A 24,973-nucleotide genomic window follows, 5' to 3' on the forward strand; every position below is an offset into this window, starting at 1 on the left:
TCGACGTTTCGGTCCGCTTCCACAGTTATCTAAATTTGATTTTGGCGAATCACTGTTTTGCTCCCTAATGGACCGACTAAACCCCTATAATTCGATATAGTTCTCAGATCCGATAATTTACGGATAGGTTGGGCGTGAATTGTTACCATGGATTAATATTCGGGAACCACACAATCCCGACTCGATGGCAACGCCCCTCCGTGTCCTCGCCGTCGACGACGATCCGGACTTCTGTGCGACCCTCTCGGACTCTCTCCAGCGGGAGGGTGACCAGTTCACGGTCGTGACGGCGACGCGTGCGAGTGACGCACTCGATCGACTCGACGACGGGGCGTTCGACTGTGTCGTCAGCGACTACGAGATGCCCGGGATGGACGGGTTGGACTTTCTGGAGGCCGTCCGCGACCGGGACGAACGGTTACCCTTTATCCTGTTGACCGGGTCGGGCTCGGAATCGCTTGCGAGCAGGGCGCTCTCACGGGGGGTGACGGACTATCTGCCGAAATCGGGGTCCCGAGAGCAGTTCGAGATTCTCGCCAACCGCATCGAGACGGCCGTCGACTCCTATCAGACCCGGGAGTTGCTCGAACGCGAGCGCGAGCGATACCGGGCGTTCCTGGAGCAGTCGACCGACCTGATCGCCGTCGTCGACGCGACCGGCGAGTTCCAGTACGTCAGCCAGGCCTGGAACCGACACATGGGGTACGAACCCGCCGCTCTGGAGGGCCGCAACGCCTTCGACCTGATGGACGACGACCACGCCGACGCCGTCTGGAGCGAGTTCGTCGAGGCGGTCACGAACCCCAACCAGGCCCACACGGCCGTGTTCAAGTTCAGACACGCCGACGGCTCCTGGCGCTGGCTCGAAGCCGTCGGGAACAACCAGTTCCACAACCCACGGATCGAGGGGTTCGTCGTCAACGTCCGGGACGTGACTGGCCGGAAAGAGCGAGAGCGCAAACTCGAACAGCAAAACGAGCGCCTCGCACAGTTCGCCAGTGTCGTCTCCCACGACCTCCGGAACCCACTGAACGTACTCTCGGGTCGGCTCGAACTGGCCGCCGAGACCGGCGACGAGGACCACTTCGAGGTGGCACAGGACACGCTGGACCGGATGGAGGCGATGATCGAGGACCTTCTCGGACTCGCACGCGACGGGCAGTTCGTCGAGGAGACCGAACCGGTGGCGCTCCCGGACCTGCTGGCCCGCTGTCGCGAGACCGTCGACGCAGACGGATTCTCGCTGTCCGTCGAGACGGACGCGACGGTCGTCGCCGATCCCAGTCGCCTCCGACGGCTGTTCGAGAACCTCGTCCGAAATTCTGTGGAGCACGGCGATCCGAGCGTGACCGTCAGCGTGGGCTCGTTGCCCGACGGGTTCTACGTCGAAGACGACGGCCCCGGCATTCCCCAGAACGACCACGACCGCGTGTTCGAGATCGGCTACACGACCGCCCCGGAGGGGACCGGTCTCGGCCTGGCCATCGTCGAGAGTATCGCCGAGGCCCACGGCTGGTCGATCCACGTCACGGACGGCGCGTCCGGTGGCACTCGCTTCGAGGTGACCGGCGTCGAAACCGCCCAGTCCCCCGACGTTCGACGCTGTCGGTGACTACCCCTTGATGTTACAGACCGGGTAGGTCCGGGCGACCTTGTCGCCGATGCCCAGCGCGTCCGAGACCCGGACGACCTCGTCTACGTCCTTGTAGACGCCGGGGGCTTCCTCGGCGATGGTTGCACCCGACTGGGCCTTGACGTAGATCTCGTTCTGTTCGCGGAGGTCGTCGCGCACGTCCTCGCCCCAGAACTCGTTTTTGGCCTGCGTGCGGCTCATCAGGCGGCCCGCCCCGTGAGCCGTCGAGCCGAACGTCTCCGCCAGTGACCGCTCGCCGCCCCGGAGGACGTAACTCCCCGCGCCCATGCTTCCGGGGATGATGATGGGCTGGCCCACGTCCTGATAGGCCGCCGGAACCTCGGGCCGACCGGCCGGGAACGCCCGCGTCGCGCCCTTCCGGTGGACGAACAACTCGCGTTCTTCGCCACCGTCCACCGTGTGGACCTCCTTCTTTCCGATGTTGTGGGCCACGTCGTACAGCAGGTCCATCTCCATCTCTCGCCAGTCGCGGTCGAACACGCGCTCGAACACCTGCCGCGTGCGGTGCATGATGAGCTGGCGGTTGACCCACGCGAAGTTGATCGCCGCACACATCGCCTCGTAGTAGTCCTCGGCCAGTTGCGAGCCCGCCGGCGCGGCCGCGAGTTCCTTGTCCGGAAGCTGGTTCAGCAGTCCCTGATGGGCCTGCTCGATGTCGCGCAGGTAGTCCGTACAGATCTGGTGACCCAGCCCGCGCGAGCCACAGTGGATCAGGACGACGATCTGGTCCTCCTGTAGGCCGAAGGCCTCGCCCACGTCCTCGCGGAACACGTCGGTGACCCGCTGGACTTCGAGGAAGTGGTTGCCCGACCCCAGCGACCCGACCTGGTTGGCCCCGCGGTCCTTGGCCTTCTTCGAGACCTTGTCGGCGTTGGCTTCCGATCTGACCCCCTCGTCCTCGCAGTGAGTCAGGTCGTCCTCGACGGCCCACCCCTCTTCGAGCGCCCAGTCCATCCCGCGTTCGAGGATCGCCTCGATGCCGTCGCCGTCGGTCTGGACCACGCCCCCCCCGCCCAGCCCCGACGGGATGTTGCTGAACAGGTTCTCGACGAGTTCCTCCTCACGGCCCTGCAGGTCGTCGTAGGTCAGGTTCGTCCGCATCATCCGGACGCCGCAGTTGGAGACGACGAACTGGTCGGCCAGGAAGTTGTGTGCCTCGTGTTCGACGCCGAGGTCGTAGACTGGTTTTTCGCCGACCTCTGTGATCGATTCGATCTCGGTGGTGATGGTGAGATCGTCGCCGGTATCGACCGACTCACAGAACTCGTCGAAGCCCGGGAAGTCCTTTCCTGGCCTCGGTCGTCCGTCCCGTCCGCTCCAGATACTACGTTCGATGAAGCGGCCGTTTATGTCGAATTTCGATTTGACTTTCTCAACGGATGTACCGCCGTCGGCGAGTGTCTTCGCCTCGTCGGCGATGCGTGCTCGGTGTTCACGTTCGCGCTCTTTCGTTTTCAGGTACTGGATCGCCTTCACCGCCCGTCGTCGCTTCTCGTAGTTGTACGTGTATCCGACTCGTGAGTAAAATCGGATGAGGTTCTTCGAGTCGTTCTTGACACCGAGGCGGAGACGGACAGTGTCGTGGTCCGCATTGGACTCGGTCTCGAACTCTTCGAGTCCGTTCGTCTCGATTCCGAGACGTGAGAGGAACGCACGCAGATCCTCGAAGAACTCGCGTCCGGCCTCGACAGTCTCTGTGGTCCGAGTCTGAGAGACCTTCGGACAGTAGAGGTTCTTGTCGTGTTGGGCGGCCGGGGCGTTCATCTCCGCACCGAAGTACGCACGGAAGTAGAGCGCCTGCTGCCAGTCGGTGAGCCGGTCGAAGTAGTCCGGCGTCGCAAATCCGGCGGAGACTTTCGGCCCGTCGGGAACGCCGAGTTCGATCAGCAGGCGTCGAAACGCTTTCGACGTGGTCTTGAAACTGTACTCGGTCGTCTCGAACTCGTTCCCACCGACATCGTGGTTCCGGTCTCGAGTGTAGATTTTCGACGGCTTGAACCCGACTTTCTCGATGTCTTCGCGGATCCGTTCGAGGTCGTCCGGTTCTCCGTAGAACCACATCTGCCCCTCACCGCCGAGCGAGCCGTCACCAACGTGATAGCCGATGATCTTGAGCAGTCGGTGAAACGTCTCGTCGGTCGATTTCAGGGGTAGCACGTCGCGTTTTTCGAGGACACGCCGGAGTTGCGGGTTTGCGTCGGCGAAGTCATCCTCTGAGAGGACGACGAACTCGTCCGGCGTCTCGTATTCGATGCCCCGGAACGGCTGGACCTCAACCTCGCCACCGACTTCGAGATCGGCCAGATCGACCATCCCGCCAGGCGTCCGGAACGGATGATCGGCCGTCGCTTGGATCTTTTCGCCTGTTGTTGTTTCGACTTCGTAGACCGTTTTCTCTCCCGATTCGGTGAACAACTGGATAGCGGAGTCCGTCAATTCCTCGCCAGCGACCATCGCTCGTTCGGTCTCGAACTTGTCTTCCAGCGATCCAATTTCCGTTCGCCGACCGAACGAGAGTCTAACCTCGGAATCGCCCGGAATACAGTTGATGTCGTAGCCGATCGCGCCGGGCGAGATACAGCCCTCCTCTGCGTCGATGCCGGCGACGCCGCCGACGGGGAAGCCGTAGCCCTGGTGGCCGTCCGGCATACAGATGGCGTGTTTCCGGACGCCGGGGAGATGCGCCGAGTTCTTGAGTTGCTGGAGGGTCTTGTCCTGCTGGATCTCCTCCAGCAAGGCCTCGCTGGCCAGCACGCGAGCGGGAGCGTTCATCCCGCCTTCCTGTGGGATCTCCCAGACGTAGTCCCGTACCTTTTCGAGGGTGATGCCGTCGGCGTCGAAGGTGGTCATACAAGACGGTGCGACGCCGAGGGCGGAATATATTTCGACTGTCCGGCGTCGATCAGTCCTCCGCGACCTTCCGCTCGCCCAACGAGGGGCGGCCGGCTTCCGAGTCGGCATCGGCCAGGGCGCGGTCGAGCGCGAGCGGGCCGCTCCCCATCACGAACACGGCCGAGGCCAGTCCGAACATCGTGATGTGGGCGAGGATCGGGTCGTCAGGGATGCCAAAGAGCGTGAGGGTGAAGACGACGAACGCGGCGGCCGCGACGCCGCGGGTCAACAGGCCGGCGATCAGGAGGACACCGAGGGCGATCTCGGCCAGGCCAGCCCCGAGGACCCACGCGCCCGGATCGACCGGGATCACGGCCGTCAGGTCGTACTTCGCGACGACGCCGAGGGTCCGGCCCGGCTGGAGGAGTTTCTCGACGAGTCCCAGGTAGACGAACACGACGCCGAGGCCGATCCGGATGACCGTCGGCGCGTAGCGCGTGTACGGTTCGATCAGGGCCCGGAACCGCTCGGCGACCCGGTGGACTGGATCGACGCGGCCGTAGTAGGTCCCCGGCGCGCTCGCGATGGCACCGAGCAGATGGTCGGCACTGGGTCGCCCGCCACCGAGGAGGACGACGGCCAGCAGTCCCGGGACGTACTCCATCGCCAGCAGGAGTTCCGGCCAGCGGGCCAGGCCAGCGAGGTAGGCCACGAGCGCGACGGCCGCCACCGCCCGCGTCGCCAGCCCGAACAGCAACAGAAAGCCCAGGCCGAGCAGGAGGAGCCTCGGTTGGCCGTCGACGGCCGGGCTGAAGTAGTACCCCGCAAAGCCCGCACCGACCAGCGGCAGGCCCATGCTGAGCCGGAGCATCCACGGGACCAGGACGTCGTACTCGGCGAGGGTCTCCCGGAGAACGTCCAGATCGGGGATCGTCGGTCGTACCCAGACGTAGCCCAGCAAGCCCACCGCGCCGAGCAGTGCCGTTCCGCCGAACAGGACGGCGTTGGTCGGTTCCGAGAGGACCTGCGCCGCGAACTCGATGGGATCGGTCGGCGTTCCGTCACCATCGGCGACGTACTTGACGTGTGCTCGCGTGGGGCGGCTCCCCAGGACTGCCACACAGAGCGCGCCACAGAACGCGAGTGCGCCTGCGAGCAGCGACGAGCGTGTTCCGGAGGTCACAGCCGAGCTAGTGGACCGAACGGGGTAAACCTCGCCATCCCATCAGACGTCGAAGACGACGTAGGCGCGCCAGCCCTCGTCGGTCGGTTCCAGCGCCATCTCGGAGTAGGTGACGGCCTTCACGTCCCGGGCGTCGACCGCCGACAGCGGGACGCCCCGGGCTGTGGCCTCGCAGAGCCATTCCCCGTCTCCGTCGTCGGCTTCGGAGACCGACGCCTCGTGGTCGACCGGGAGGACGCCGCGCACGTCGCGCTCGTAGATCAGTTCGTCCAGATAGTCGAACAGTAACGCTTCCCGGTTCTCGGCGCGGACGTCGAGGTCGAATCGGTCGCCCTCTCCCGCCGGGACCTCGTCACACATCGCGGCCGTGAGGCCGTCGGCGACGGCCGCGAACACAGCATCGAGGGTCCCGCCGGACGCCTCGACGGCCACGTCGGCCGTGTGCTCCCGAAGCTGGTATCCCATCACTCGCCCTCCGTCGCGGTGCCGACACTATCGGCCACAGCGGCATCCTCGGTCTCGTCGACGGCGACGCCGCTGGTCACGATGGACTGCACGCCTTCCTCGACGCTCATGTCGACGTCACAGACCCGCTCGATCGGGACGTGGATGACGTGCCCGCCCATCACCGGGTTGGGGGCCATCGGCAGGTACAGTGTCGTCATCTCCCCGTTGCCGGTCGCGGTTTCGATGACTTCGGGCGTGTCGGCCGTGACGAACGCCAGTGCATAAGAGTTCTCGTCGGGAAACTCCACGAGTTTCACGTCCTGGAAGCTCTCGGTGTCGCTGTTCATCAGCAGTTCGCTCATCTCGTCGACGCTCCGGTACAGTGATCCCACGCCGGGGATGCGGGAGATGACCTGCGTGACCGACCGATCGATGGTGCCGTTGGCTGGACTCAGTTCGGCGACGAGCCCGACGAACAGGATCGAAACCAGCGCGACCGCCAGCACGAACCCTTCGATAACTAACTCGGGGAGTTGCTCGGTTCCGAACGTCGCGTTGACCACTCCCACGAACGGGTTGACCGTGTTGGTGAGGAAGTTCACCGCGAATCCCAGCACCAGCAGTGTCACGATCAGCGGAATCGTCACAGCGAAGCCGGTGAGGAAGGCGCTCCTGAGACGCTGGCGCGGCGACACCCGCTCGATCCCGTCGACCTCTGGAGACAGCCGCATATCAGGGACGACGACACTGTGCCGAAAAACCGTTGTGGCCTGCGGTCGGCCCCCTCGTCGCACCTCTCTGCCGGTGGAATTATAGTGGTCTACACGCTACACGGGGGTAGTGAGCGCCACAGTCGAGAGTCGGGTCGTGGACGCCGGGGAGGACGCCTACGTAGACGATGCCTGGGCGCTGAAAGAGTCTATCCGCCAGGAGGAGGGCGTCCTCCGCCAGCGTCGCGGCTTCTTCAGGGACGCCTACCGGCGGTCGACGGTCTATCTCTTCCTGGAGAGCGGCCCCGTCGACACCGAACGGTTGGTCGGCTTCGCCGCCGTCCGCCGCGACGGCTACATCCTGTTTCTGGCCGTCGCCGACGGCTACCGCGGCGAAGGCTTCGGCGAACGCCTGATCGCCCGCGTCGCCGACGACCACTCCTCGGTCACCTGTCACGCCCGCACCACCAACGAACCCGCCATTGGCTTCTACCGCCACCTGGGTTTCGAGGTCAAACGCCGCATCGACAACTACTACGAGGACGGCGGCGACGCCTACTACCTCAAACTCGGCACCGGCGGGGGAATCACCGAACGCCTGCAGCAACTGCTCTCCTGATGGGTCCCTGGCAGGGGACGCCGGTTTTGCAAACCCTTTTGCACTGCTCCCCGCAACGGGAGTGATAGCATGGAGGAGCGAACCCGCGCGTATCTCCGGGGCCGGTTCGGCGACTACTACCGCCGGGCCGAGATCACGCCGCCGCCCGACGCCAACGAGCGCGAGTGGGGGTACATCCCCTGGACCTCGGGGCCCGGGACGACGATGGTCCGGCACAAGTCGCTGCTGGACCTGGGCGACATCGAGGGCTTCCTCGAACGCGAGCGCCCGCGCCACGTCTACTTCTCGGCGGGCCGCTACGACGACCCCAGCGCGGGGTCGATGAGCGAGAAGACCTGGCGTTCCTCCGATCTCGTCTTCGACCTGGACGCCGACCACCTCCCCTCGGTGACGCTCGGCGAGGACTCCTACGCCGAGATGCTGGCAAAGTGCAAGGACGCCCTGTTGCGCCTGCTGGACTTTCTGGAGGACGACTTCGGCTTCGGGGACCTGACCGTCGCCTTCTCGGGTGGCCGAGGCTACCACGTTCACGTCCGCGATCCGGGGGTTCGGGACCTCGAACGGGAGGCCCGGCGGGAAGTGGTGGACTACGTGCGCGGGATCGGGATGGAATTCGACGCCCTGATCGACGAGGAAGCGGTCGGCGGCGATGTCGGACGGAAGAGCCCGGCCCACAACGAGTATCTACCGACCGACGGCGGCTGGGGCCGGCGAATCCACGAGCGCCTGCTCGCCGAGTTCGAGGAGATCCGAGAGATGGACGAGGACGCGGCCATCGAGCGCCTCCAGGAGTACGACGGCGTGGGCGAGAAGAAGGCTCGCGCGGCCTGGACGATTGCACAGGAGCGGTTCGTCGAGATCGAGCGGGGGAACCTCTCGGCCCATCCCGTCGTCAAGAACTTCGCCGAGCGGATCGCCGCGTCGGTCGTGGAGGAAGACGACGCACCCATCGACGAACCGGTCACGACGGACACGAACCGGTTGATCCGCCTGCCCGGGACGCTCCACGGCGGGAGCGGACTGGAAGTCAAACGGATCGACCGCGATGCGGTCGCGGAGTTCGATCCGCTGGTCGACGCGGTGCCCGAGACTTTCGTCGGTCACGAGATCACGGTGGAAGTGACAGAGGGCGGGCTGGTCGAGCTCCTGGGCGATAGTTTTACACTCTCGGAGGGAGAGCATTCCGTACCAGAGCACGTCGGCGTGTTCCTCATGGCCCGGGGGCGCGCCGAGAAGGGGCCGGAATAGCATGAACCTCGACGAACTCCAGTCGGTCAGGGACCGCGAGCGCCAGAGCGACAGCCTCCAACAGCTGCGCGATTCCTTCTACGCGGACGCGGGCGAGTTGATCCAGGAGTTGCGCGCGGAGCGGGACCAGGCCGCCCAGCGGGCCGACGACCCCTTCGACGATCCGGAGGTCAACCGGATCACGAACAACATCAACACGGCCGAGCAAACGGTCGAAGCCATCTACGAGCGGCGCGTCGGCAAGCTCGTCAAGATGGCCTCCTTCGCCGCGGCGGATATGCCCACCGAGGACGAGGGGCTGACCGCCGAGGAACGCGAGCTGTTCGAGAGCATGGTCGCGTCTATCGAGAACAACCGCGACCGCGTGTTCGCGATCCTCGACGGCGAGGATCCCGAGGCCGTCGACACGCCGGACGTGACCCACGATGCACCTGTGGATGGCGGCGGGTCACCTGCGCCCGATCCGTCGGGGGCCGACGCGCCCGAGCCTGCCGCGCCGTCCGGGGAATCGGAACAGTCGACGGGCGTCGACGCCGCTGATCTGATGGGGAGTAACGAGGACACGCCGACTGGCGACTCACTGGCCCCCGACGCGTCGGCGGACTCCTCGGACTCGGATCGGCCGGTGCCGCCCCAGGAACCGGCAGCGGCGGGCGACACGGTGGAGCCGGATGGCATCGAGGCCGGATCGACGGAGACCGCCACTCCGGAGCCATCGAGCGTCGCGGGCCCATCGGACGCGGACGGCGCGGCCGACCCGACGCCAGGCGATGCCGCCGACCCGGCGCCCGATCCGCGTTCGGACGGCGGGGCGACAGCTTCGTCGGGTGGCGAGGATACGGGCGTCGACCGTCGAACGGTCCGGATCACGCGTGACGTGGGCGAGATACTTGGAGTCGACGAACGAGCCTACGACCTCGCCAGCGAAGACGTGGTAACGCTCCCGGCCGCCAACGCCGAGCCGCTGGTCGAACGCGACGCCGCGGAACCGCTGGACAGGTGACCGGAGCCGATGGGTCGTATCGACGTGGTGTGGTCGCCGGACGATTGATACCGCTGGAGGCTATCAGTGACGGGCAATGCCCGCCGCCATCGAGACGGAGGCGCTGACGAAGACTTACGGTGACGTGACGGCACTCGCGGGGCTCGACCTCTCGATCCCGCAGGGCACGGTCTACGGATTTCTCGGCCCGAACGGCGCGGGCAAGACCACCACGATGCGGATTCTGACGACGCTGACCGACCCCAGCGGCGGCGACGCCTGGATCGAGGGCGACCACGTCGCCGACCGGGACGCCGTCGTCGAGCACGTTGGCTATCTGCCCGAGCAACCGCCGGTCTACGACGAGTTGACCGCCCGCGAACAGCTCTCCTATCTTGCCGATCTGCGCGACCTCGGCGCGTCCGAGCGCGACCGGATCGACTCGCTTCTGGAACGGTTCGGACTGCTCGCCGATGCCGACGACCCGATCCGGACGTACTCGAAGGGGATGCGCCAGAAGACGGCGCTCGCGGGCACGGTGCTGGGCGACCCCGACGTACTCTTTCTGGACGAACCGACCAGCGGGCTCGATCCGCGGGCCGCCCGAACGGTCAGGGACCTCCTCGCGGAACTGGCCGAGCAGGGGCGGACGGTCTTTCTCTCGACGCACGTCCTCCCGGTCGTCGAGGAACTGGCCGACAGCGTCGGCGTCCTCAACGAGGGCCGACTCGTGGCCGAGGGGTCGCCCACGGAACTGCAACACCGTGCCGAGGCTGGCACCGAGCGGGGACTGGAGGACGCGTTCCTCGATCTGACGGCCGAACTCGGCCACCCCGGCGAGGCCGTGCTGGAGGACTGAGATGGCGGGGCAACTGGCGACCGACCTGCGACACGGGGTCCGGATCGCGACCGTCGAGGTCCGCCGGAGCGTCCGGGCCGTCCTCACCAGCCGCCGGCAACTCATGGGTATCGCACTCCTGCTCGTGTTGTTCTCACCGGTCCTGTTCTCGCTGCTCTCGGGCGGATACGCGCTTGGCCTGCGGTTCCGGGCCGGGACGGACCTGCCCGTCGTCGAACTGCTCCGCCCGCAGGTCGTCGCCTGGATCGGGTCGCTCGCGGTCGTGTTCGGCCTCCGGGCGCTGGAACGGGCCGGCGACGCCGACCACGCCGACCTGCTGTTGACGCTCGTGCGACCCCGGGCGGTCGTCACCGGTCTCGTCCTGGCGGAGTACGCCCGCGTCGTCGTCGTGTTCGGGAGCCCGCTGGTCGCCGCCGTCGCGGCCTTCGCGCTGGGCGCGGGCACGCCCCTCATGATCCCCGCCGCCGCCGTCGGTGTCCTCCCCCTGCTCGCGCTCGGGCTGACCGGCGGGTTCACACTCGGGTATCTCGTTCGCCTGGGGTACCGACGACTGGGCTGGTCGAACCCGTCCGGCGCGTGGACGAGCCTCCTCGTCGCCGGTGCGATCATCGTCGGCGTGAACGTGTTCGCACCGTCGAACCCTGTCAGATTGCTGGAGGCGCTCGCACCGCTCGGAGCCCTCCCGGTCGGCCCGTACGCCGACCTGTTGCTCGTCGCCTCGCCGGTCGCCGTCAGCGTCGGCACGCCGTCGGTGATCGCGGCCGGTATCGTCCTGGCATCGATCCCGCTCCTGCTCGTGGCCACCTGGCACCTGGCACCGGCCGTCTGGTACGCCGATCCGGTCACGGTCGACGGAGCCAGCGTCCGGGCACGCCTCTCCCGCGCGGCGATGCCCGCCGCCCTCGCGCGCCGGCGGGTCACGCGACTCGTCTGGTGGCAGTGGGTTCGGGGTATCAGGGCCCCCGCCCAGTTCGTCCATCTGACCTACTTCCTGTTTATGGCCTTCCCCATCGCGCAACTGGCGATCTCCAACCCACAGTCGTCGATCCTGCCCGTGTTCGTCGCCGTTCTCGGCGCGTTCCTCACCGGCGGGACCTTCGGCCTGAACCCACTCGGTGCCGAGGGGTCGATGCTTCCGGCCGTCCTCACGACGCCCTCGCCCGGACGGACGCTCACCCACGCCCGGATCCTCGCCGGCACGCTCCTGTGGCTCCCGCTCACCCTGCTGGCCGTCGTCCTGACGGGCTGGTACAGCGTCCTCGACCCGGTGAGCCTCGCGTACGTCCTCGCGTACACGGTCGTCCTCGCGGCCTTCAGCAGTCTGCTGGCGCTGGGCCTGGGTGCGTTCGCGCCGCGGTTCGAGGCCGTCCGCGCGTTCGGGGGCGCGGAGGCCCCGACGCCGACGACCGCCGCCCTGCTGGGGCACTCCTTTGTGACGACCGTCGTCGCCGTCGCCGGCATCGCCGCCGTCTTCGTGCCAGTCCTGATCGACGCGCCCCCCTTCGTCGGCGGATCGGCACACTTGCTCCGTGCGGTGGGCTTCCTGGCGTGGGCCACCCTGCTCGCGCTCGTGGCCTCGGGCTGTTACCGCTACGCCGTCGCCCGCCTGGACGGGTACACCTACGAGTGATCGTGTCAGCGGAACGGAATCGTTTTGCCCGATCCGGTGGACTCGCCGGACACGGATGTCCGCCCTCCCTCTCACGCCAGCACGGCGGGACGCGCTCACGTGTGCGTTCGCGCTCGTGCTGTTGGCGGCCCCGCTCTGGAGCCTTCCACTGGGCTTGGGCGAACGGGTCCACGAGTACGAGCGCGCCGCGGTGACGGTCAACGGGAGTACCATCGAGTACGCGACTGAAATCGACGACACGCCGGATCACACGCCGATCAGCGACGAGATCGGTTGTTCCGGGGACTTCGACACCCGTATCTGTGCGTTCGAGTCGCATCTCGCCGCGAACCACTCGATCCCGACCGAGTGGCAGTCGCGTCCGGACTCGTCGAACTACACGTCGCTCCCGGGTCGCCAACGGTATCGGTACGTCAGAGTCGACGGTCGCATCTACGAGGCGACCTACACCACGGGCGACCCGACGGCCTCGGGCGACGAAACGCACAACGGACTCGTGCGAATCTACCTCGCGCAGAAACCCGTCAGTCCCTGGGAGACGCTGGAGGACGTCTCGATCGACGCCGACGATGTTTCGCCGACGGTCCGAACGGCTGCCCGGACTGGCTCGGCCAACCACACCGCGGCAGTCGAGGTCCCCGAGACGCCGGTCCGGATCGACGGCGGCTACTACCGCGTGTACGAATCGAGTGTGCGCGAACGATCAGCACTCGCCGGCTTCTTCCGCGTCCTGTTGTGCATTGTCGCGCCAGCCGTCGGTCTCGGACTGCTCGTTTCGCTCCGTGGACGATTCCGCCTGACACACGTCTCACAGGCCGGCGAGCAAGAAGAGTAGCGGGATCTGATCTCAGTTCGCCGCGACCAGCGGTTCGGCGATCTCGGCGAGTCGATCCTGCCCGAGCGACCCGGCGACGCCGTAGGTCCGGCCGTCGGCCTCCCAGAACAGCACCGTCGTGTCACCGCGCTCGACGACCGTGACGGTCTCGTTCCCGACCGTCAGGGACTCCCCGTCCGTGTCGAACCGGGCGAGCGGGTTCTGCTCGGACTGGACGACCAGGAACTCGGCCGTGCCGTTCCCGTAGACGCCGGTCACGGTCGCGCGGTCGCCCTGCGTGCCGACGACGGCGCTCTGGAGTTCGAAGCCGGCTGGCACCGCGGGCTCGGAGACAGCGAAGTCCACGGCCGCGTCAGCGTCGGCGAGCGTGTCGTAGCTCGTCCGGTCGAACGCGCCGGAGACGACCCGGCGGTCGGATGGCGGTCGGAAGGTACTCTCGTCGATCGCCACGTCGAACCGGAACGACTCGAAGCGCATCGTCGTCGTCGCCGTCCCCTCGGCCCCGGTCACGACGGTTTCGACCTTGTGGAGCCGGTAGTCGTCGGTGTCGACCCAGACCGTGAGGTTCGTGTCTTCGATCTCGTCGAGTTTCTCACTGACGTTCGCGTAGCGCTCGTCGTCGGGCAACTCCGTCGCGCCCGTGTACGCCACGTCGAGGACGTACGTCTCTTCGCCGTCGACGGTGGCCGTGCCGCGGTTGGTCACCGAGGTATTCGCGTCGAGTTTCTCGACGGCCGCGGAGACGTTCAGTGCATCGAGCCGCTCGGACTGGCTGGCGTTGGGCGAGCGGACGACGGGCGGGCCGGTCGGCCCGTCGAGCCACGCCACCGAGCCGTTCGTGGCGACGGTCGTGTTCGCCACGCGGTCGGGTGCGAGTACGTCGATCCGGTAGCCGTCCGGCGCGAGGTACTGGACCTGCGCGCGGGCCGACCGCTCGTATCGGTCGGTCTCGTTCTCGACGGTCACGTCGAGGGTGACGGTGCCGACGAAGCTGTCGGCGTCGGCGTACCGCTCTGCGGTGCGATCGAGGGCGTCCTCGCCGCTGGGCCCGGTCGTCCCGTCGGGTTGGACGGCCATGCCGACGACGACGCCGGCCCCCAGCAGTACCGCGACGATGGCGGCCAGCCGCAGGGACAGTACCCCTCGGTCCGTGTCACTGGTGGGAGGTGTCACTGGCCTGCCTAGGGGCGAGACTTGCTTAACCCTTCGGCTGGTGCGCGTAGCGTTCAATTGTCTGGGGCTCCTGGCTCGGGTAATGACAGGCGACGTGGCCAGCGGCGAGCCGCCGGCGGTCGAGCTCGACGCCGTGTCTCGCACGTACACCCGTGGCGAACCGGTCTACGCCCTCGACGACGTGTCGGTGACGCTCGCCCGGGGCTCCTACACCGCCGTCATGGGGCCCAGCGGGTCGGGCAAGAGCACACTCCTCAATCTGGTCGGCTGTCTCGACACGCCAACCGCTGGGACCGTCAGCGTCGCCGGCGAGGACGTGACGGCGCTATCGAGCCGTCAGCGCGCCCGCGTCCGCGGGGAGGAGGTGGGGTTCGTCTTCCAGACGTTCAACCTCATGCCGCGGCTGACCGCCGAGGAGAACGTCGCGCTCCCGCTGGTCTTTCAGGGTGTCGCGCGCGCCGAGCGCCTGGGGCGAGCCCGCGACCTCCTCGACCGGGTGGGCCTGGGTGATCGGACCGACCACCGCCCGTCGGAACTCAGCGGGGGCCAGCGTCAGCGCGTCGCCATCGCCCGCGCGCTGGTGACTGACCCGGCCATCGTCCTCGCGGACGAACCGACCGGCAACGTCGACACGGAGACCGGTGACCGGATCATGGCCCTGCTCGACGATCTCCACGCGGCCGGCAACACGATCCTGCTGGTCACCCACCAACGAGCCATCGCCGACCGGGCCGAGCGCATCGTACGCCTCCGGGACGGCGAGATCGAAGGTATCGACGCGGTCGACACGGGGGGAGCGGCCCGATGAACCTCGCCGAGAGCCTGCGGCTCGCGGTGCGGTCGATCCGGGGCCACAAACTTCGGGCGGCCCTGACCGCGCTCGGAATCGTCATCGGCATCGCGGCCGTCATCACCTTCGTCACCCTCGGAGCCAGCGTCAAAGCGGAAGTCGTCGGACAGTTCGACGACTCGCCGGCCAACCGCGTGTTCCTGGTCGCCTCGCCCGACGACGACGGCGGTCCCCCGGCCGCGCTCTCCCAACCCGTGTTCACCGAGTACGACGTGGGCCGGATCGAGGACATCGAGGGCGTGGATCGAGTCGTCCCGCGGGGGACCATCGCCACCTCGGCGCTCTCTCACGGGGGTGAGACCGTCGCGAGGGATCAGGTGACTGCGACCACACCTGCGCTGTTCGAGAGTGTCACGTTCCGCGCTGGCGGCCCCTTCGCCGATGCCGAGTCGGGTGACGCCTGCCCAGCCGAGATGGTCGTGACCCCATCGGCGGCCGCACTCTTCCCCGGCAATCTCTCGGTCGGTGATCGGGTGTCGGTCACCCAGCGCGGCAACCGGACGCGCAACGTCACGGTCGTGGGCATCCTCGACGGTGACGCCGGCCTGAACCCGCTGGCTGGCTTCGGCTCCCAGCCCCGGTTTTACCTGCCGAGCTGTGCCTACGACACCGTCGTCACGAGTCCGACCACCGGCACGCGACAGAACGTCTATCCGCAGGTGACCGTCGTCGCCGAGAACCCCGGCGACACCGCAGCCGTTCAGGACCGCGTGCAGGACTACCTCGACGCCGAGTCCGACGCCGCACAGCTAGCCCCCGAGAGTTACGCGGTGAGCGCACAGACGAACGACGACATCGTCCAGCGCATCGAGACCGTCGTCGACCGGCTCACCCAGTTCGTCACCGGGATCGCCGTCATCTCCCTGCTCGTGGGGGCCATCGGCATCGCCAACATCATGCTCGTCTCGGTCCGCGAGCGAACGAAGGAGATCGGGATCATGAAAGCCGTCGGCGCGACCAACCGCGACGTGTTACAGTTGTTCCTCGTCGAGGCCCTGTTGCTGGGCGTCGGCGGCGCACTGCTGGGTGTCCCCGTCGGCGTGGCGGGTGGCTGGATCGCCGTCACATATGCCGAACTCCCCCTGACGCTCCCGCTGGGCTGGGTCGGCGCGGCCATCGGCATCGGGCTCCTCGTGGGCGTCGTCTCCGGGCTCTACCCCGCCTGGAGCGCGGCCCGCGTCGATCCCATCGACGCGCTCCGCTACGAGTGATTGGTCGCGCTCGCTGTTCGAACACCGACACGTTTTCCACGGTGACGGGCGAGACAGGGCTCGTGCCCTCCACAGTCACAGTCGGTCGGACACTCGACGAGCACGGCGAGCCGGTCCCCGACACCGGTATCGAGATCGACCCCGACGGTCCCATCGCCGACCGTCTCGCCGACCGCACCGGCCCCCTGGTATCGAACCCGATCACCGGCGAGTGGGTGACGACGCTCGTCCCGTCCGAGGAGACTGGCGGCGAGTACGCCACCGGCCTCGGCGTCTTTGCCGCCGGGAACGACGGCCCGCCCGAACACTACCACGTCGGCTACGAGGAGTCCTTCGAGGTCCTCCGCGGCGAGTTCCGCTTCGAGGTCGGCGACGAGGTTCGACACGCCACGGCCGGCGACGAGCTCGCGGTCCCGGCCGGCGTCCCCCACAGCTTCCGGAACGTCGGGGACGAACTGGGCGCGACGGTGACGACGACCCGCCCGGCAGGCCAGACACAGGACGTAATCACGACGCTGTACGGCCTTGCCCACGAAGGCGAGCTCGACGAGGACGCCCAGCCCGGGCTCCTGCAGGGGCTGGCGATGACAGCCGCGACGAGCGACGACACCGTGTTTACCTCGCCGCCGCCGTCGGTCACGATCCCCATGGCGAAAGTCCTCGGGCCCGTCGCGAACGCGCTCGGCTACCGGGCGACCTATCCGAAGTACCAGTCCGAGTCGTTCTGGGCGTCCCACGTCGAACAACCGTCGCTGTGAGCTGTCGACTACCGACTCGCGAACTCGGGAAACTCCAGGTCGAGTCGTCCGGAGAGGGTGTAGTCGCTCGCCAGCACGCCCCCGCCGCCGAGTTCGATCTCGGTGTCGATCGAGAGCGTCCCCGTGGCCTCGGGATGGGGCTCGACGAGCAGGGTCAGCGTGCTGATCGTCTCGTCGGCCAGGTCGTCCAGATCCGAGATCTCGATCAACTGGCCCTGTTTCCGATCCGGCGTCGAGAGCGTGAGTTCGGGCGGCGGCGAACTGTCGCCGGACACCGGTGACTCCACGGCCACGGTCGCGGGAGCGTCCCGTGGCGGCATCCACACCCCGAGCGTGATCGCGTCCACGGTGGTTCCATCCCGGTGGTAGATCTCGATTGGGAGGTCGATCATCCCGTCGTCGACGCGTCCGTCCACGCCGAACGTCGCGATTTCCTCGCCGTCGGCGGTGAAACTGAGATGCTTCCGCTGGCTCGACTCCCCCGCGACCGAGGGATTCGAGAGCGGCTCCGCTCTCCCCGGCGCGCTACACCCTGCCGTCGCGATCGCGCAGGCACTCCCCGTGAGCCTGAGAAACGCGCGTCTGTTCACAGCGGCCCATCACGGTCGCGCACAAAACGACCAGCGATATGTCAAGCGGGCGTTTGAGTATCAGGTCTCTGTCCAACAGGTGCGGTTCGGAGTCGCTCAGGAGCGGACGACGGCCGTGCCGCCGACCCGGTCACCGAGCCGTCGCTGGCCGTCCGAGAGGGCGATCGCGACGATCCCGACGAGGTAGAACAGGGGCAACCAGTCGACGAGTCGGAGGACGTTGCGACCGAGGACGGCCCCGAACGACGGCGCGGTCCCGTCGGCGGCGACCACCCGGATGCTCACGAGGTACTTGCCGAGGGTCTTGCCGGTCCGCCACTCGGCGAGGGTGTGGTAGCCGATGGCGAGCGCGAGCCAGAGGCCCAGTCCGATCGCGGCGGGCGTGCCGGTGAGATCCGTCTCGACGCCGCTCGCAGTGGTCACCGTCTGACCGGTGATCGCACCCACGGCGGAGACGGCGATCATGAAGAGCGCGAGCCAGACGATCGAGTCGATAGCCATCGCGACGCCGCGGATACCGACGCCGCACCGGTCCGAGTCGAGTGCTTCCATACCTGACCCGTCGAGCGGGGCGTCCAATAATCCAAAGGTGGTGTTTCTCGCCTGGAAACACCGGCGGGCCGCCGGGTCGGTCAGGGATACTCCCGCCGGGCGATCACGCCGGTCTCGCCGTCGACGGTCGCTGTGACGACCACCTCGTCCCCCTCGGGATCGATGTAGACGTAGAAGTAGAGTCCCTTCTGGGGTGTCGTCGTCGAGCCTTCCCACTCCGATTCGAGCGCCCGCATCGTCACCTTGTCCACCGCCATGTCGGCGGTGAGTCCGACCTTGACCTTGCGGCCGCCGTCGTAGCTGAACTCGACCGCGTCTCCGGGCACGGCCTCGGCGACTACGGGCGGAGGATCGCCCGACGGTACTTCGTTTTCCGGAGGTGTGGGCGTCTTCGGAGGCTGGCTGAAATCGACATCGAACACGTCCCCGGTGTACGACCCGGTCGCGGAGAGTCGTCTCCCACTGCCCGTGAACGACGTGTCGCCGCTCGACGTACCCAGTTCGGACTTGAGACGGTCTCTCCCCGATCCGTCGAGTCCGCCGTCCTGAACGGCCAGTTCCGCAGTGACCTCGTTCTCGTCCGGCGCGAAGTCCACGGTGCCGAGTACGTGATCACGGTCGGTCAGCAAGTCCTTCGCGATCAGGTCGTCCGTGTCACCGAACATATATTCGCCCGGGTCGGCCGTTCCCTTCCACCCGGCAACGAGGTCGCCCCGCCCCCCTTCGTCGACCAGCCACTCGAAGGTCCCGTCCTCGTCGACAGCGAGACTCCCGTCGCCGCGCTGGGCGTCGACGGCCGCTTCCAATTCCTCGCGCGTGTCGGCGACCACGACCGCTGACCCACTGAGGCCTGTGACGCCGTCGAAACCGGGTGTGGTCGGCCTATAGATCGTGAACCCACGATAGTCGCCGCTGGACTCGAACGCGATCTGGCCGATGAGGTCGTCGGTCCCCTCCCGGAGCCTTCTGTTGGCCTCGTCCTCGTCGATCTCGCCGAGGCCCACTGCGACCCCGTCGGCCACGAACAGTTCGTCGACGATACGCGCCGGCTTCTCCCGGTCGACGAGGTAGCCGAGGCCGCCGGCGGCGATCCCGATAGCGGCTCCGGCGATCAGTCGGCCCCCGACCTGGAGCGGCCAGCCGAGCAGAGGATCGTCGATCTCGTCCAGCCCCGAGAAGTTCGGAACGAACTCGGCGGCTTCGCCGCCGTCTCGCGACGGGAGCATGAGTGGGAGCAGTCGGTCGGCTCGCGGGGAGTCCCGCGTGATGCGAAAGTCGAGATACCCGACCAGGAGTCCGTCCCCGCTCGGGGGAATCCAGTCGGTGTAGTTCGGATAGTCTCCGCCGCCGAGGCCGAAACAGCCGCCGAGCGCGGCCGTCGCTGCTGTGGCACCGAGGCCCAGGAACCGGCGACGATCACACGACGATGCGACTGACGGGGCGTCGGAGGGGTGAGTCATGTTGTCGGGAGGGCGCGCAACTGTATCATCATTGGTCAGGAGAGTGTTAAAACGTATCATTCGGGTTCGTGTTCGGCTCCGAGATCTGGGAGGTGGACGGTGACGGTGCTGTCGTCGGACGCACGGTCTCCGAAGGACAGCCGGCCGCCGAGGCGGGTCACACCCCAGGCGACGAGCCAGAGGCCGACGCCCGTGCCGTGCATCCCCGCGGTCTCCTCGCCTTCGAGCAGAACGGCCTGCTCGTGTTCGGGGATTCCGGGGCCGGAATCACGCACGTCGAGCGTGCCGCCCGCCTCGCTCTGCCGGACGGCGACGACTACCGGCTCGTCCCCGTCGATGTGTTCCATCGAGTTCTCGACCAGCTCTTCGAGGACGAGCCGGACGATCTCCGGGTCGGACCGTATCTCGACGGGGTCGGCTGGACTGTCGACGGTGATTCGCTCGCCGTCGGTTCGGTCAGCGACCGTCTCGGCGACTGCGGTCAGATCACACTGCTTCTGGTTCGGCGTCGGATCGGTCAAGAGCCGTTCGGAGCGCTCGATCGCCGACGAGAGGTCGACGAGGCCGTGCGCGAGCGTCTCGATCCGGTCGAAGTACTCCTCCGTCTCGGCGTCGCCGAGTTCCTCCTCCCGGATCGTCTCGGCGAACCCGCGGATCGCGTCGAGGTCGTTGCGCAGGTTGTGGCGCGTGATCCGGTTGAGCACCTGGAGTCGTTGTTCGCGGGTCTTCCGGTCGGTCACGTCACGGAATCGGTATGCGTACCCGAGGACGGACCCGGTACCGTCGCCGATGGCGCTGCGGTCGACGACGAACTCCCGGCGACCGTCGGCGGTCCGGATCGTGAGCGGGGCCGACAGGTCGGTCTCCTCGTCGACGCCCGCGACCGCGTCCAGCGAGCGCTCCCGTAGTCGGGTCCGGTCGATCGCGAACACCTCGGCGGCGGCCTCGTTCAGGTCGAGCAGGCGATTCTCTCGGTCGACCACGGCCACGGGCGAGGCCACCGTGTCCAGCACCGTCTCCCGCGCGAGGTGGCCGGCGGTCGGTCCCGTCTCGAACAGGCCGTCCCCGAGTTCCATCGCCGCGAAGAGGCCGACCACGAGACAGAGTTGCAGGAACGCCGTCCGCAGTGTCGCCCCCGGTGTGAACAACCGACTGAAGCCCACCGTCAGCGGCAGGAACGTGATACCCAGGCCCGCGACGGTGAGGACGCTCGCACGCGGGAGCGACAGATCGTCGTAGGCGATCGCCGACCGGACGATCAGGACGATCCCGAGCAGCCCGAGCGAGAACACCGCGATCTGCAGGATGAAGGTCGTCAGGTACGAGACGCGTCCGACCGTTCCCAGTGGGACCCGCCCGATCTCGTGGAGCCACGTGACGGCCGTGCTACCGATAGCGAGACAGCCGAGCGCGATCAGCCCTGCCCAGCGTCCAGCGGTCAGTACAGGCCCCCGACCGGTGTACTCGAAGACGAACCCGATCCAGAGCACGGACGTGAACGCGTAGCCACCGAGCAGGAGTGCCTCGACGGTTACCGCCGACCCGACCGGCGCGAGCCCGGCCTGCCACAGCGACACTGCGACTGCCAGCCCACTCAGGAGCGAGACCAGTAGCGCGAACGGGATGGCTCCGGGTCTGTCACGGTGCCTGTTCGTCCGGACGACCGTCGCGACGCAGGCGCATCCGACTGCGACAGCGCCCAGCGTCCAGCCGACGGCTACCATCGGTCACCCCCGTCCGATGGCGGGAACTCGACCGTCACTCGCCGTCGGTCCCCGTCCCGCGTCACCGAGACCGTGCCACCGATCTGTTCGACTGCGAGCCGGACGACGGGAATCGTCACGTCGTCGGTCCGGCCGGTCCCCGACCGATCAGTCGATGCTGTCGGCTCGGCGCTGACCCGGATCGTCGGCGGCTCCGCAGTGGCGTCGACCGTCACACGGTCCGTGGCTCGCTCGGCGGTGTCCTCGACGACGAGTTTCACCACGGTCTCGAAGAGCGTGGCGGAGAGATCGGCCGACAGCGATGTCTCCGGAGGGTCGACGACGCGTTCGACGGCGTCACCGTCCGCTCCGTCGGCGGCTTGCTCGACGGCCTCGTGTATCCGAGGTCGCAGGTCCGTTCCGGCGGTGGCCCCCTCGCCGTCGGCGATGGCCTGTTCGATTTCACGGGCGTGCGCGACCAGGGTCGTGAGTTCGGTCGTTCGACTCCAGACGCGGTCGGCCACTGCGGTCTCGTCGGCTGTCGCGGTTCCGTCGGTGACCGCGGCGGCGTCCGCGGCCACGTCGGCCATCCGGTCGTCGACGACGTCCGCGACGAACCGGGAGAGCAGAGTCAGTTGCTCCTCTCTGGTCCGGCGTTCGGTCACGTCGGTACAGAGCAGGACCGTCCCGAACGACCGGTCACGTCGGTCGGTTACCGGCGACCCGGTCACCTCGACGGTCCTGCCGCCGGTCTCGACCCGGATCGGCTCCTGTGAGGCGACCACCTCGTCCGGATCGATCCGCTGATCCAGGACTGCAGTCACCGGGCGGCCGGTGGCCGCCTCGGCGGCGACGCCGAACAGGCGTGTCGCGGCCGGGTTCAGGTCCTGGACGGTCCCCAGCCGGTCGCCGACGACCACGCCGTCGGCCAACTCGTCCACGACGCGGTCGCGGCCAGCGACGCGCGCGGCCGGGAGTGTCTCGAAGATCGGATACCGCCGTACCGGGAGGAGAAAGGCGCCGCCGGCGAGCGCGATCGAGGCGGGGTACAGCACGGGACGGCCGAACACCTGCGCGACGTGGACGCCCGACAGGAGGACGACGACCCCACCCGACAGCAACAGTGGCTCCCGAACGGGGAAGGCGTTCGTGCCGACCGACGCCCACAGTAACAGGAAGACCCCGACCGTCGCCAGGAATCCCACGAGGAGATACCCGACGGTGAGCGCGTCGACGAGTGCGACCGAGGGTCCGGCGGTCGCGGCCCGGACCGAGACGACGATGCTCCCCAGCGAGAGCAGTCCCACACCCGCCGCGACGGCCCGGATCGACCGGCGGTCGCGGCCAGTGTACCGGAAGGCAAACAGCGACCAGAGGCCCCCAGCGACGACGCTGGTCGCAGCACCGAGGACGACCCAGAGCAGGTCGGGCGACTCCCGACCGATCAGGTCGCGGACGACTGCCGCCCCGTTCGGACCGGCCACGAGGAGGTAGAGGAGACTTCCGAGGAGGAGAGCCAGCGCGACGCCCAGAAGCGAGCGCGCGGTCGCCTCGTCGCGTCGCGGCCACAGCGAGGCCGCGAGCGCGCCGGCGACCACGACTGCCAGAATCCCGATCGCGAGGTGACCGACGGGGGCGACACTCATCGTCCTCGCCGCCCCTGTCGCGTCCGTCGAATGCAGTCCCGGTTCCCTGGCAACGTGGTAATCCTCCCGTCGTCAATCGTTCGCCGGCGCACGAGCGGGTACTCGCCCCTGGGCGTGTGTGCCGTCGGTGTCGACGGCCAGCTCGAATCCCTCTTCCCCGAACGTGACGGAAAAAGTATCGATCACCGCGCGGTAGCGCTTGTGGTGGTGGCCGTCGTCGGGATCGATGTGATATTCGGTCTCCACGAGACCCAGTTCGGCCAGTTCGTTGAGGCGACGGAACGCCGTCGCCCGGGAGACGCCGGCCTCGTCCGCGACCGCCCCGCCGCTGCGCGGCCGGTCGAGGATCGCCTCCAGCACCGCCCGAGTGTACTCGTCGCCGAGGAGTTCGAGCAGTTCGTCGGGGGTCGTGCCGACCGTTCCTTTGGTGTTCGCATCGTCGGGTTCCCGGTCGCGCCGTACGCCACCGGTCGTTCCGTATCGCCGCGTGTCTCCGGTCATCGTATATCGACCGAAACACGCCATCGTGCTATGGATCGATGCTAGCTATACAGACGACCGATCCCCGAACTATCTAGTAATACAGACCTGGTCGCCGGCGAGACGAACGACAGGCGTTATCACCGTGACCGAACAATACCGAGACCGAGATGGGTGCCGGGACCGACGAAGCCGACGAGGACCGCCCGCGGGCGCTGGTCGTCGACGACGAGCGAGAGGTGGCCGACGCGTACGCGCTCCGGTTGCGGGGCCTCTGTGAGGTCGAGACGGCCTACGGAGGCGAGGACGCACTGCGAGCCGTCGAGGACCACGAGTTCGACGTGGTGCTTTTGGATCGCCATATGCCGGGGCTGTCCGGCGACGAGGTCCTCGAACGCCTCGACGAGGGTGACTTCGACGGGCGGGTGATCATGGTCACCGCGATCGATCCGGGGTTCGACGTCCTCGATATGCCCTTCGACGACTACCTCTGCAAGCCGGTCGACCGCGAGGACGTGCGGGCGGCAGTCACCCACCAGTGTACGGTGCTGGGCTACGAGGTCCTCGGCGACTACTTCGGCGTCGAGTCCAAGCGGCGGGTCGTCGAGGCCGAACTCTCGACCGAGGAACGGGCGTCCCACGAGGAGTTCGGGGAACTGCAAGCGACCGCCGAGCGGCTGGAGCGGCGCGCCAGACGCCTGCTCGGCGACGCGGCGGACGCGCTCGACGACTTCGATGCCATCGGCCGCGAGAGCGAGTGAGCGACCCCGTCCGGGCCTCGTTTCTCGTCCGGAAACGCCGCCCCCTGTTTATTAGTCTCGCGGCGGCGAGGTGACACCATGGACGTCGACCAGTTCAAATCCGAACACGCACCGACCGAGTCCGAGGAACGGTTCCAGCTCGAGAACAGCTACACGCTCGACGCGGCCGTCGACGGATCGTTGCTGGCCAAGGCCGGCGCGATGATCGCCTACACGGGCGATCTCTCCTTCACTGGCCAGGCCTCGGCCGAGGGCGGCATCACCGGCTTCCTCAAGGAGGCCGCGACCGGCGAGGGGACACCCGTGATGACCGTCGAGGGCCAGGGCCACGTCTACCTGGCCGACCGTGAGAAGAAAGTCCAGATCCTCGAACTCGACGCCGACGAGTCGGTCACGGTCAACGGCGAGGACGTACTGGCGTTCGATCCAGAACTCGACTACGAGATCAGCACCATCGACAGCCTCGCCGGTTCGTTCGCGGGTGGTTTCACGAACGTCTACCTCGAGGGGCCCGGCTACGTGGCGCTGACGACCCACGGCGACCCGCTGGTGATGGAGCCACCGGTCACGACCGACCCGAGCGCGACCGTCGCCTGGAGCGGAACCACGCCCGACGTGTCGGTCAACACCAACCTCTCGGACATGATCGGCCAGGAGTCCGGCGAGCGCTTCCAGATGGAGTTCACCGGTACCGGCGGCTTCGTCGTCGTTCAGCCGTACGAGGAACACGTCTGACAGCTCCGGGGGACACTCCCCGCCAGTCCGCGTTCACCCAGCGTCCCCGTCACCT

23 protein-coding genes and 1 pseudogene are annotated in these 24,973 nt (G+C 67.6%); 12 read left to right on the plus strand and 12 right to left on the minus strand.

The features are described from left to right. Nucleotides 1-184: 184 nt before the first annotated feature. Nucleotides 185-1,612, plus strand: a complete 1,428-nt coding sequence (locus tag BMX17_RS07630) for a sensor histidine kinase (RefSeq protein ID WP_092658893.1) — start codon at nucleotides 185-187, stop codon at nucleotides 1,610-1,612. Here BMX17_RS07630 and BMX17_RS07635 read toward each other — a convergent pair whose 3' ends face one another. The 5 genes and pseudogenes from BMX17_RS07635 to BMX17_RS07650 form a co-directional block, all read right to left on the minus strand. Next, nucleotides 1,613-4,216: an RtcB family protein gene (locus BMX17_RS07635; protein WP_342027690.1), complete on the minus strand. Its 2,604-nt coding sequence runs from the start codon at nucleotides 4,214-4,216 to the stop codon at nucleotides 1,613-1,615. Next, nucleotides 4,196-4,504: pseudogene (locus BMX17_RS27445) on the minus strand (RtcB family protein); the annotation flags it as partial. The gene BMX17_RS07635 and the pseudogene BMX17_RS27445, both read right to left, overlap by 21 nt. 52 nt (nucleotides 4,505-4,556) lie before the next feature. Continuing rightward, on the minus strand, nucleotides 4,557-5,669 hold the full coding sequence (locus tag BMX17_RS07640; RefSeq protein WP_244514951.1) for a DoxX family protein: 1,113 nt from the start codon (nucleotides 5,667-5,669) through the stop codon (nucleotides 4,557-4,559). A gap of 42 nt (nucleotides 5,670-5,711) precedes the next feature. Beyond that, nucleotides 5,712-6,134, minus strand: a complete 423-nt coding sequence (locus BMX17_RS07645) for an archease (protein WP_092658895.1) — start codon at nucleotides 6,132-6,134, stop codon at nucleotides 5,712-5,714. After that, nucleotides 6,134-6,847 carry a DUF502 domain-containing protein gene (locus BMX17_RS07650; RefSeq protein ID WP_092658896.1) on the minus strand — a complete coding sequence of 238 codons (714 nt, stop codon included), beginning with the start codon at nucleotides 6,845-6,847 and terminating at the stop codon, nucleotides 6,134-6,136. The genes BMX17_RS07645 and BMX17_RS07650 overlap by 1 nt, the downstream gene beginning before the upstream one ends. Nucleotides 6,848-6,956: 109 nt before the next feature. Between BMX17_RS07650 and BMX17_RS07655 the strand changes: the two genes are divergently transcribed. The 6 genes from BMX17_RS07655 to BMX17_RS07680 all read left to right on the plus strand — a co-directional run bounded on the left by BMX17_RS07655 (nucleotide 6,957) and on the right by BMX17_RS07680 (nucleotide 12,999). Then, nucleotides 6,957-7,445, plus strand: a complete 489-nt coding sequence (locus BMX17_RS07655; protein WP_092658897.1) for a GNAT family N-acetyltransferase — start codon at nucleotides 6,957-6,959, stop codon at nucleotides 7,443-7,445. A gap of 69 nt (nucleotides 7,446-7,514) precedes the next feature. After that, complete coding sequence (priS, locus tag BMX17_RS07660) at nucleotides 7,515-8,693, plus strand: DNA primase small subunit PriS (RefSeq protein ID WP_092658898.1); 1,179 nt, start codon at nucleotides 7,515-7,517, stop codon at nucleotides 8,691-8,693. A gap of 1 nt (nucleotide 8,694) precedes the next feature. Continuing rightward, a complete protein-coding gene (locus BMX17_RS07665) occupies nucleotides 8,695-9,696 on the plus strand; it encodes a DNA replication complex subunit Gins51 (RefSeq protein WP_092658899.1) in 1,002 nt (333 codons plus the stop codon). Nucleotides 9,697-9,772: 76 nt separating this feature from the next. Next, nucleotides 9,773-10,534, plus strand: coding sequence for an ABC transporter ATP-binding protein (locus BMX17_RS07670; protein ID WP_092658900.1), 762 nt, complete (start codon nucleotides 9,773-9,775; stop codon nucleotides 10,532-10,534). Between the two features lies 1 nt (nucleotide 10,535). Continuing rightward, entirely contained in the window at nucleotides 10,536-12,164 is a 1,629-nt protein-coding gene (locus BMX17_RS07675) for a hypothetical protein (RefSeq protein WP_092658901.1), read from the plus strand. Between the two features lie 55 nt (nucleotides 12,165-12,219). Then, nucleotides 12,220-12,999, plus strand: a complete 780-nt coding sequence (locus BMX17_RS07680; RefSeq protein ID WP_092658902.1) for a DUF8127 domain-containing protein — start codon at nucleotides 12,220-12,222, stop codon at nucleotides 12,997-12,999. Nucleotides 13,000-13,011: 12 nt separating this feature from the next. Here the strand turns inward: BMX17_RS07680 and BMX17_RS07685 are convergent, their stop codons facing one another. Beyond that, nucleotides 13,012-14,172, minus strand: a complete 1,161-nt coding sequence (locus BMX17_RS07685; RefSeq protein ID WP_092658903.1) for an outer membrane lipoprotein-sorting protein — start codon at nucleotides 14,170-14,172, stop codon at nucleotides 13,012-13,014. A gap of 82 nt (nucleotides 14,173-14,254) precedes the next feature. Here BMX17_RS07685 and BMX17_RS07690 point away from each other — a divergent pair, with 82 nt between their 5' ends. The 3 genes from BMX17_RS07690 to BMX17_RS07700 all read left to right on the plus strand — a co-directional run bounded on the left by BMX17_RS07690 (nucleotide 14,255) and on the right by BMX17_RS07700 (nucleotide 16,991). Beyond that, nucleotides 14,255-14,980 carry an ABC transporter ATP-binding protein gene (locus tag BMX17_RS07690; protein WP_092658904.1) on the plus strand — a complete coding sequence of 242 codons (726 nt, stop codon included), beginning with the start codon at nucleotides 14,255-14,257 and terminating at the stop codon, nucleotides 14,978-14,980. Next, complete coding sequence (locus tag BMX17_RS07695; protein ID WP_092658905.1) at nucleotides 14,977-16,233, plus strand: ABC transporter permease; 1,257 nt, start codon at nucleotides 14,977-14,979, stop codon at nucleotides 16,231-16,233. The genes BMX17_RS07690 and BMX17_RS07695 overlap by 4 nt, the downstream gene beginning before the upstream one ends. Nucleotides 16,234-16,295: 62 nt before the next feature. Then, a complete protein-coding gene (locus tag BMX17_RS07700) occupies nucleotides 16,296-16,991 on the plus strand; it encodes a cupin domain-containing protein (protein ID WP_092658995.1) in 696 nt (231 codons plus the stop codon). Between the two features lie 8 nt (nucleotides 16,992-16,999). On the opposite strand, the gene BMX17_RS26645 is transcribed toward BMX17_RS07700, so the two are convergent. From BMX17_RS26645 to BMX17_RS07730, 6 genes are all read right to left on the minus strand, one after another. After that, entirely contained in the window at nucleotides 17,000-17,581 is a 582-nt protein-coding gene (locus BMX17_RS26645) for a DUF8121 family protein (protein ID WP_211611302.1), read from the minus strand. Between the two features lie 96 nt (nucleotides 17,582-17,677). Beyond that, nucleotides 17,678-18,133 carry an RDD family protein gene (locus BMX17_RS07710; RefSeq protein ID WP_092658906.1) on the minus strand — a complete coding sequence of 152 codons (456 nt, stop codon included), beginning with the start codon at nucleotides 18,131-18,133 and terminating at the stop codon, nucleotides 17,678-17,680. An 80-nt stretch (nucleotides 18,134-18,213) separates the two neighbouring features. After that, nucleotides 18,214-19,593, minus strand: coding sequence for a hypothetical protein (locus tag BMX17_RS07715; protein ID WP_092658907.1), 1,380 nt, complete (start codon nucleotides 19,591-19,593; stop codon nucleotides 18,214-18,216). A 56-nt stretch (nucleotides 19,594-19,649) separates the two neighbouring features. After that, nucleotides 19,650-21,317, minus strand: coding sequence for a sensor histidine kinase (locus tag BMX17_RS07720; protein WP_092658908.1), 1,668 nt, complete (start codon nucleotides 21,315-21,317; stop codon nucleotides 19,650-19,652). Beyond that, nucleotides 21,311-22,942, minus strand: a complete 1,632-nt coding sequence (locus BMX17_RS07725) for a PAS domain S-box protein (protein WP_092658909.1) — start codon at nucleotides 22,940-22,942, stop codon at nucleotides 21,311-21,313. The genes BMX17_RS07720 and BMX17_RS07725 overlap by 7 nt, the downstream gene beginning before the upstream one ends. Before the next feature lie 72 nt (nucleotides 22,943-23,014). Continuing rightward, nucleotides 23,015-23,443: an ArsR/SmtB family transcription factor gene (locus BMX17_RS07730; protein ID WP_092658910.1), complete on the minus strand. Its 429-nt coding sequence runs from the start codon at nucleotides 23,441-23,443 to the stop codon at nucleotides 23,015-23,017. A 149-nt stretch (nucleotides 23,444-23,592) separates the two neighbouring features. Between BMX17_RS07730 and BMX17_RS07735 the strand changes: the two genes are divergently transcribed. Together BMX17_RS07735 and BMX17_RS07740 are read left to right on the plus strand one after the other, a co-directional pair. Continuing rightward, entirely contained in the window at nucleotides 23,593-24,183 is a 591-nt protein-coding gene (locus BMX17_RS07735; protein WP_092658911.1) for a response regulator, read from the plus strand. Nucleotides 24,184-24,261: 78 nt separating this feature from the next. Further along, a complete protein-coding gene (locus BMX17_RS07740) occupies nucleotides 24,262-24,918 on the plus strand; it encodes an AIM24 family protein (RefSeq protein WP_092658912.1) in 657 nt (218 codons plus the stop codon). Nucleotides 24,919-24,973: the final 55 nt, after the last annotated feature.

Source organism: Halorientalis persicus (assembly GCF_900110215.1).
Lineage (GTDB): Archaea > Halobacteriota > Halobacteria > Halobacteriales > Haloarculaceae > Halorientalis > Halorientalis persica.

Bases quoted from the DNA above. Each gene is read 5' to 3' on its own strand.
- BMX17_RS07630 (WP_092658893.1), top strand. From the start codon at position 185: ATGGCAACGCCCCTCCGTGTCCTCGCCGTCGACGACGATCCGGACTTC.
- BMX17_RS07645 (WP_092658895.1), bottom strand. From the start codon at position 6,134: ATGGGATACCAGCTTCGGGAGCACACGGCCGACGTGGCCGTCGAGGCG.
- BMX17_RS07650 (WP_092658896.1), bottom strand. From the start codon at position 6,847: ATGCGGCTGTCTCCAGAGGTCGACGGGATCGAGCGGGTGTCGCCGCGC.
- priS (WP_092658898.1), top strand. From the start codon at position 7,515: ATGGAGGAGCGAACCCGCGCGTATCTCCGGGGCCGGTTCGGCGACTAC.
- BMX17_RS07665 (WP_092658899.1), top strand. From the start codon at position 8,695: ATGAACCTCGACGAACTCCAGTCGGTCAGGGACCGCGAGCGCCAGAGC.
- BMX17_RS07670 (WP_092658900.1), top strand. From the start codon at position 9,773: ATGCCCGCCGCCATCGAGACGGAGGCGCTGACGAAGACTTACGGTGAC.
- BMX17_RS07675 (WP_092658901.1), top strand. From the start codon at position 10,536: ATGGCGGGGCAACTGGCGACCGACCTGCGACACGGGGTCCGGATCGCG.
- BMX17_RS07680 (WP_092658902.1), top strand. From the start codon at position 12,220: ATGTCCGCCCTCCCTCTCACGCCAGCACGGCGGGACGCGCTCACGTGT.
- BMX17_RS07690 (WP_092658904.1), top strand. From the start codon at position 14,255: ATGACAGGCGACGTGGCCAGCGGCGAGCCGCCGGCGGTCGAGCTCGAC.
- BMX17_RS07695 (WP_092658905.1), top strand. From the start codon at position 14,977: ATGAACCTCGCCGAGAGCCTGCGGCTCGCGGTGCGGTCGATCCGGGGC.
- BMX17_RS07710 (WP_092658906.1), bottom strand. From the start codon at position 18,133: ATGGAAGCACTCGACTCGGACCGGTGCGGCGTCGGTATCCGCGGCGTC.
- BMX17_RS07715 (WP_092658907.1), bottom strand. From the start codon at position 19,593: ATGACTCACCCCTCCGACGCCCCGTCAGTCGCATCGTCGTGTGATCGT.
- BMX17_RS07720 (WP_092658908.1), bottom strand. From the start codon at position 21,317: ATGGTAGCCGTCGGCTGGACGCTGGGCGCTGTCGCAGTCGGATGCGCC.
- BMX17_RS07725 (WP_092658909.1), bottom strand. From the start codon at position 22,942: ATGAGTGTCGCCCCCGTCGGTCACCTCGCGATCGGGATTCTGGCAGTC.
- BMX17_RS07730 (WP_092658910.1), bottom strand. From the start codon at position 23,443: ATGACCGGAGACACGCGGCGATACGGAACGACCGGTGGCGTACGGCGC.
- BMX17_RS07735 (WP_092658911.1), top strand. From the start codon at position 23,593: ATGGGTGCCGGGACCGACGAAGCCGACGAGGACCGCCCGCGGGCGCTG.
- BMX17_RS07740 (WP_092658912.1), top strand. From the start codon at position 24,262: ATGGACGTCGACCAGTTCAAATCCGAACACGCACCGACCGAGTCCGAG.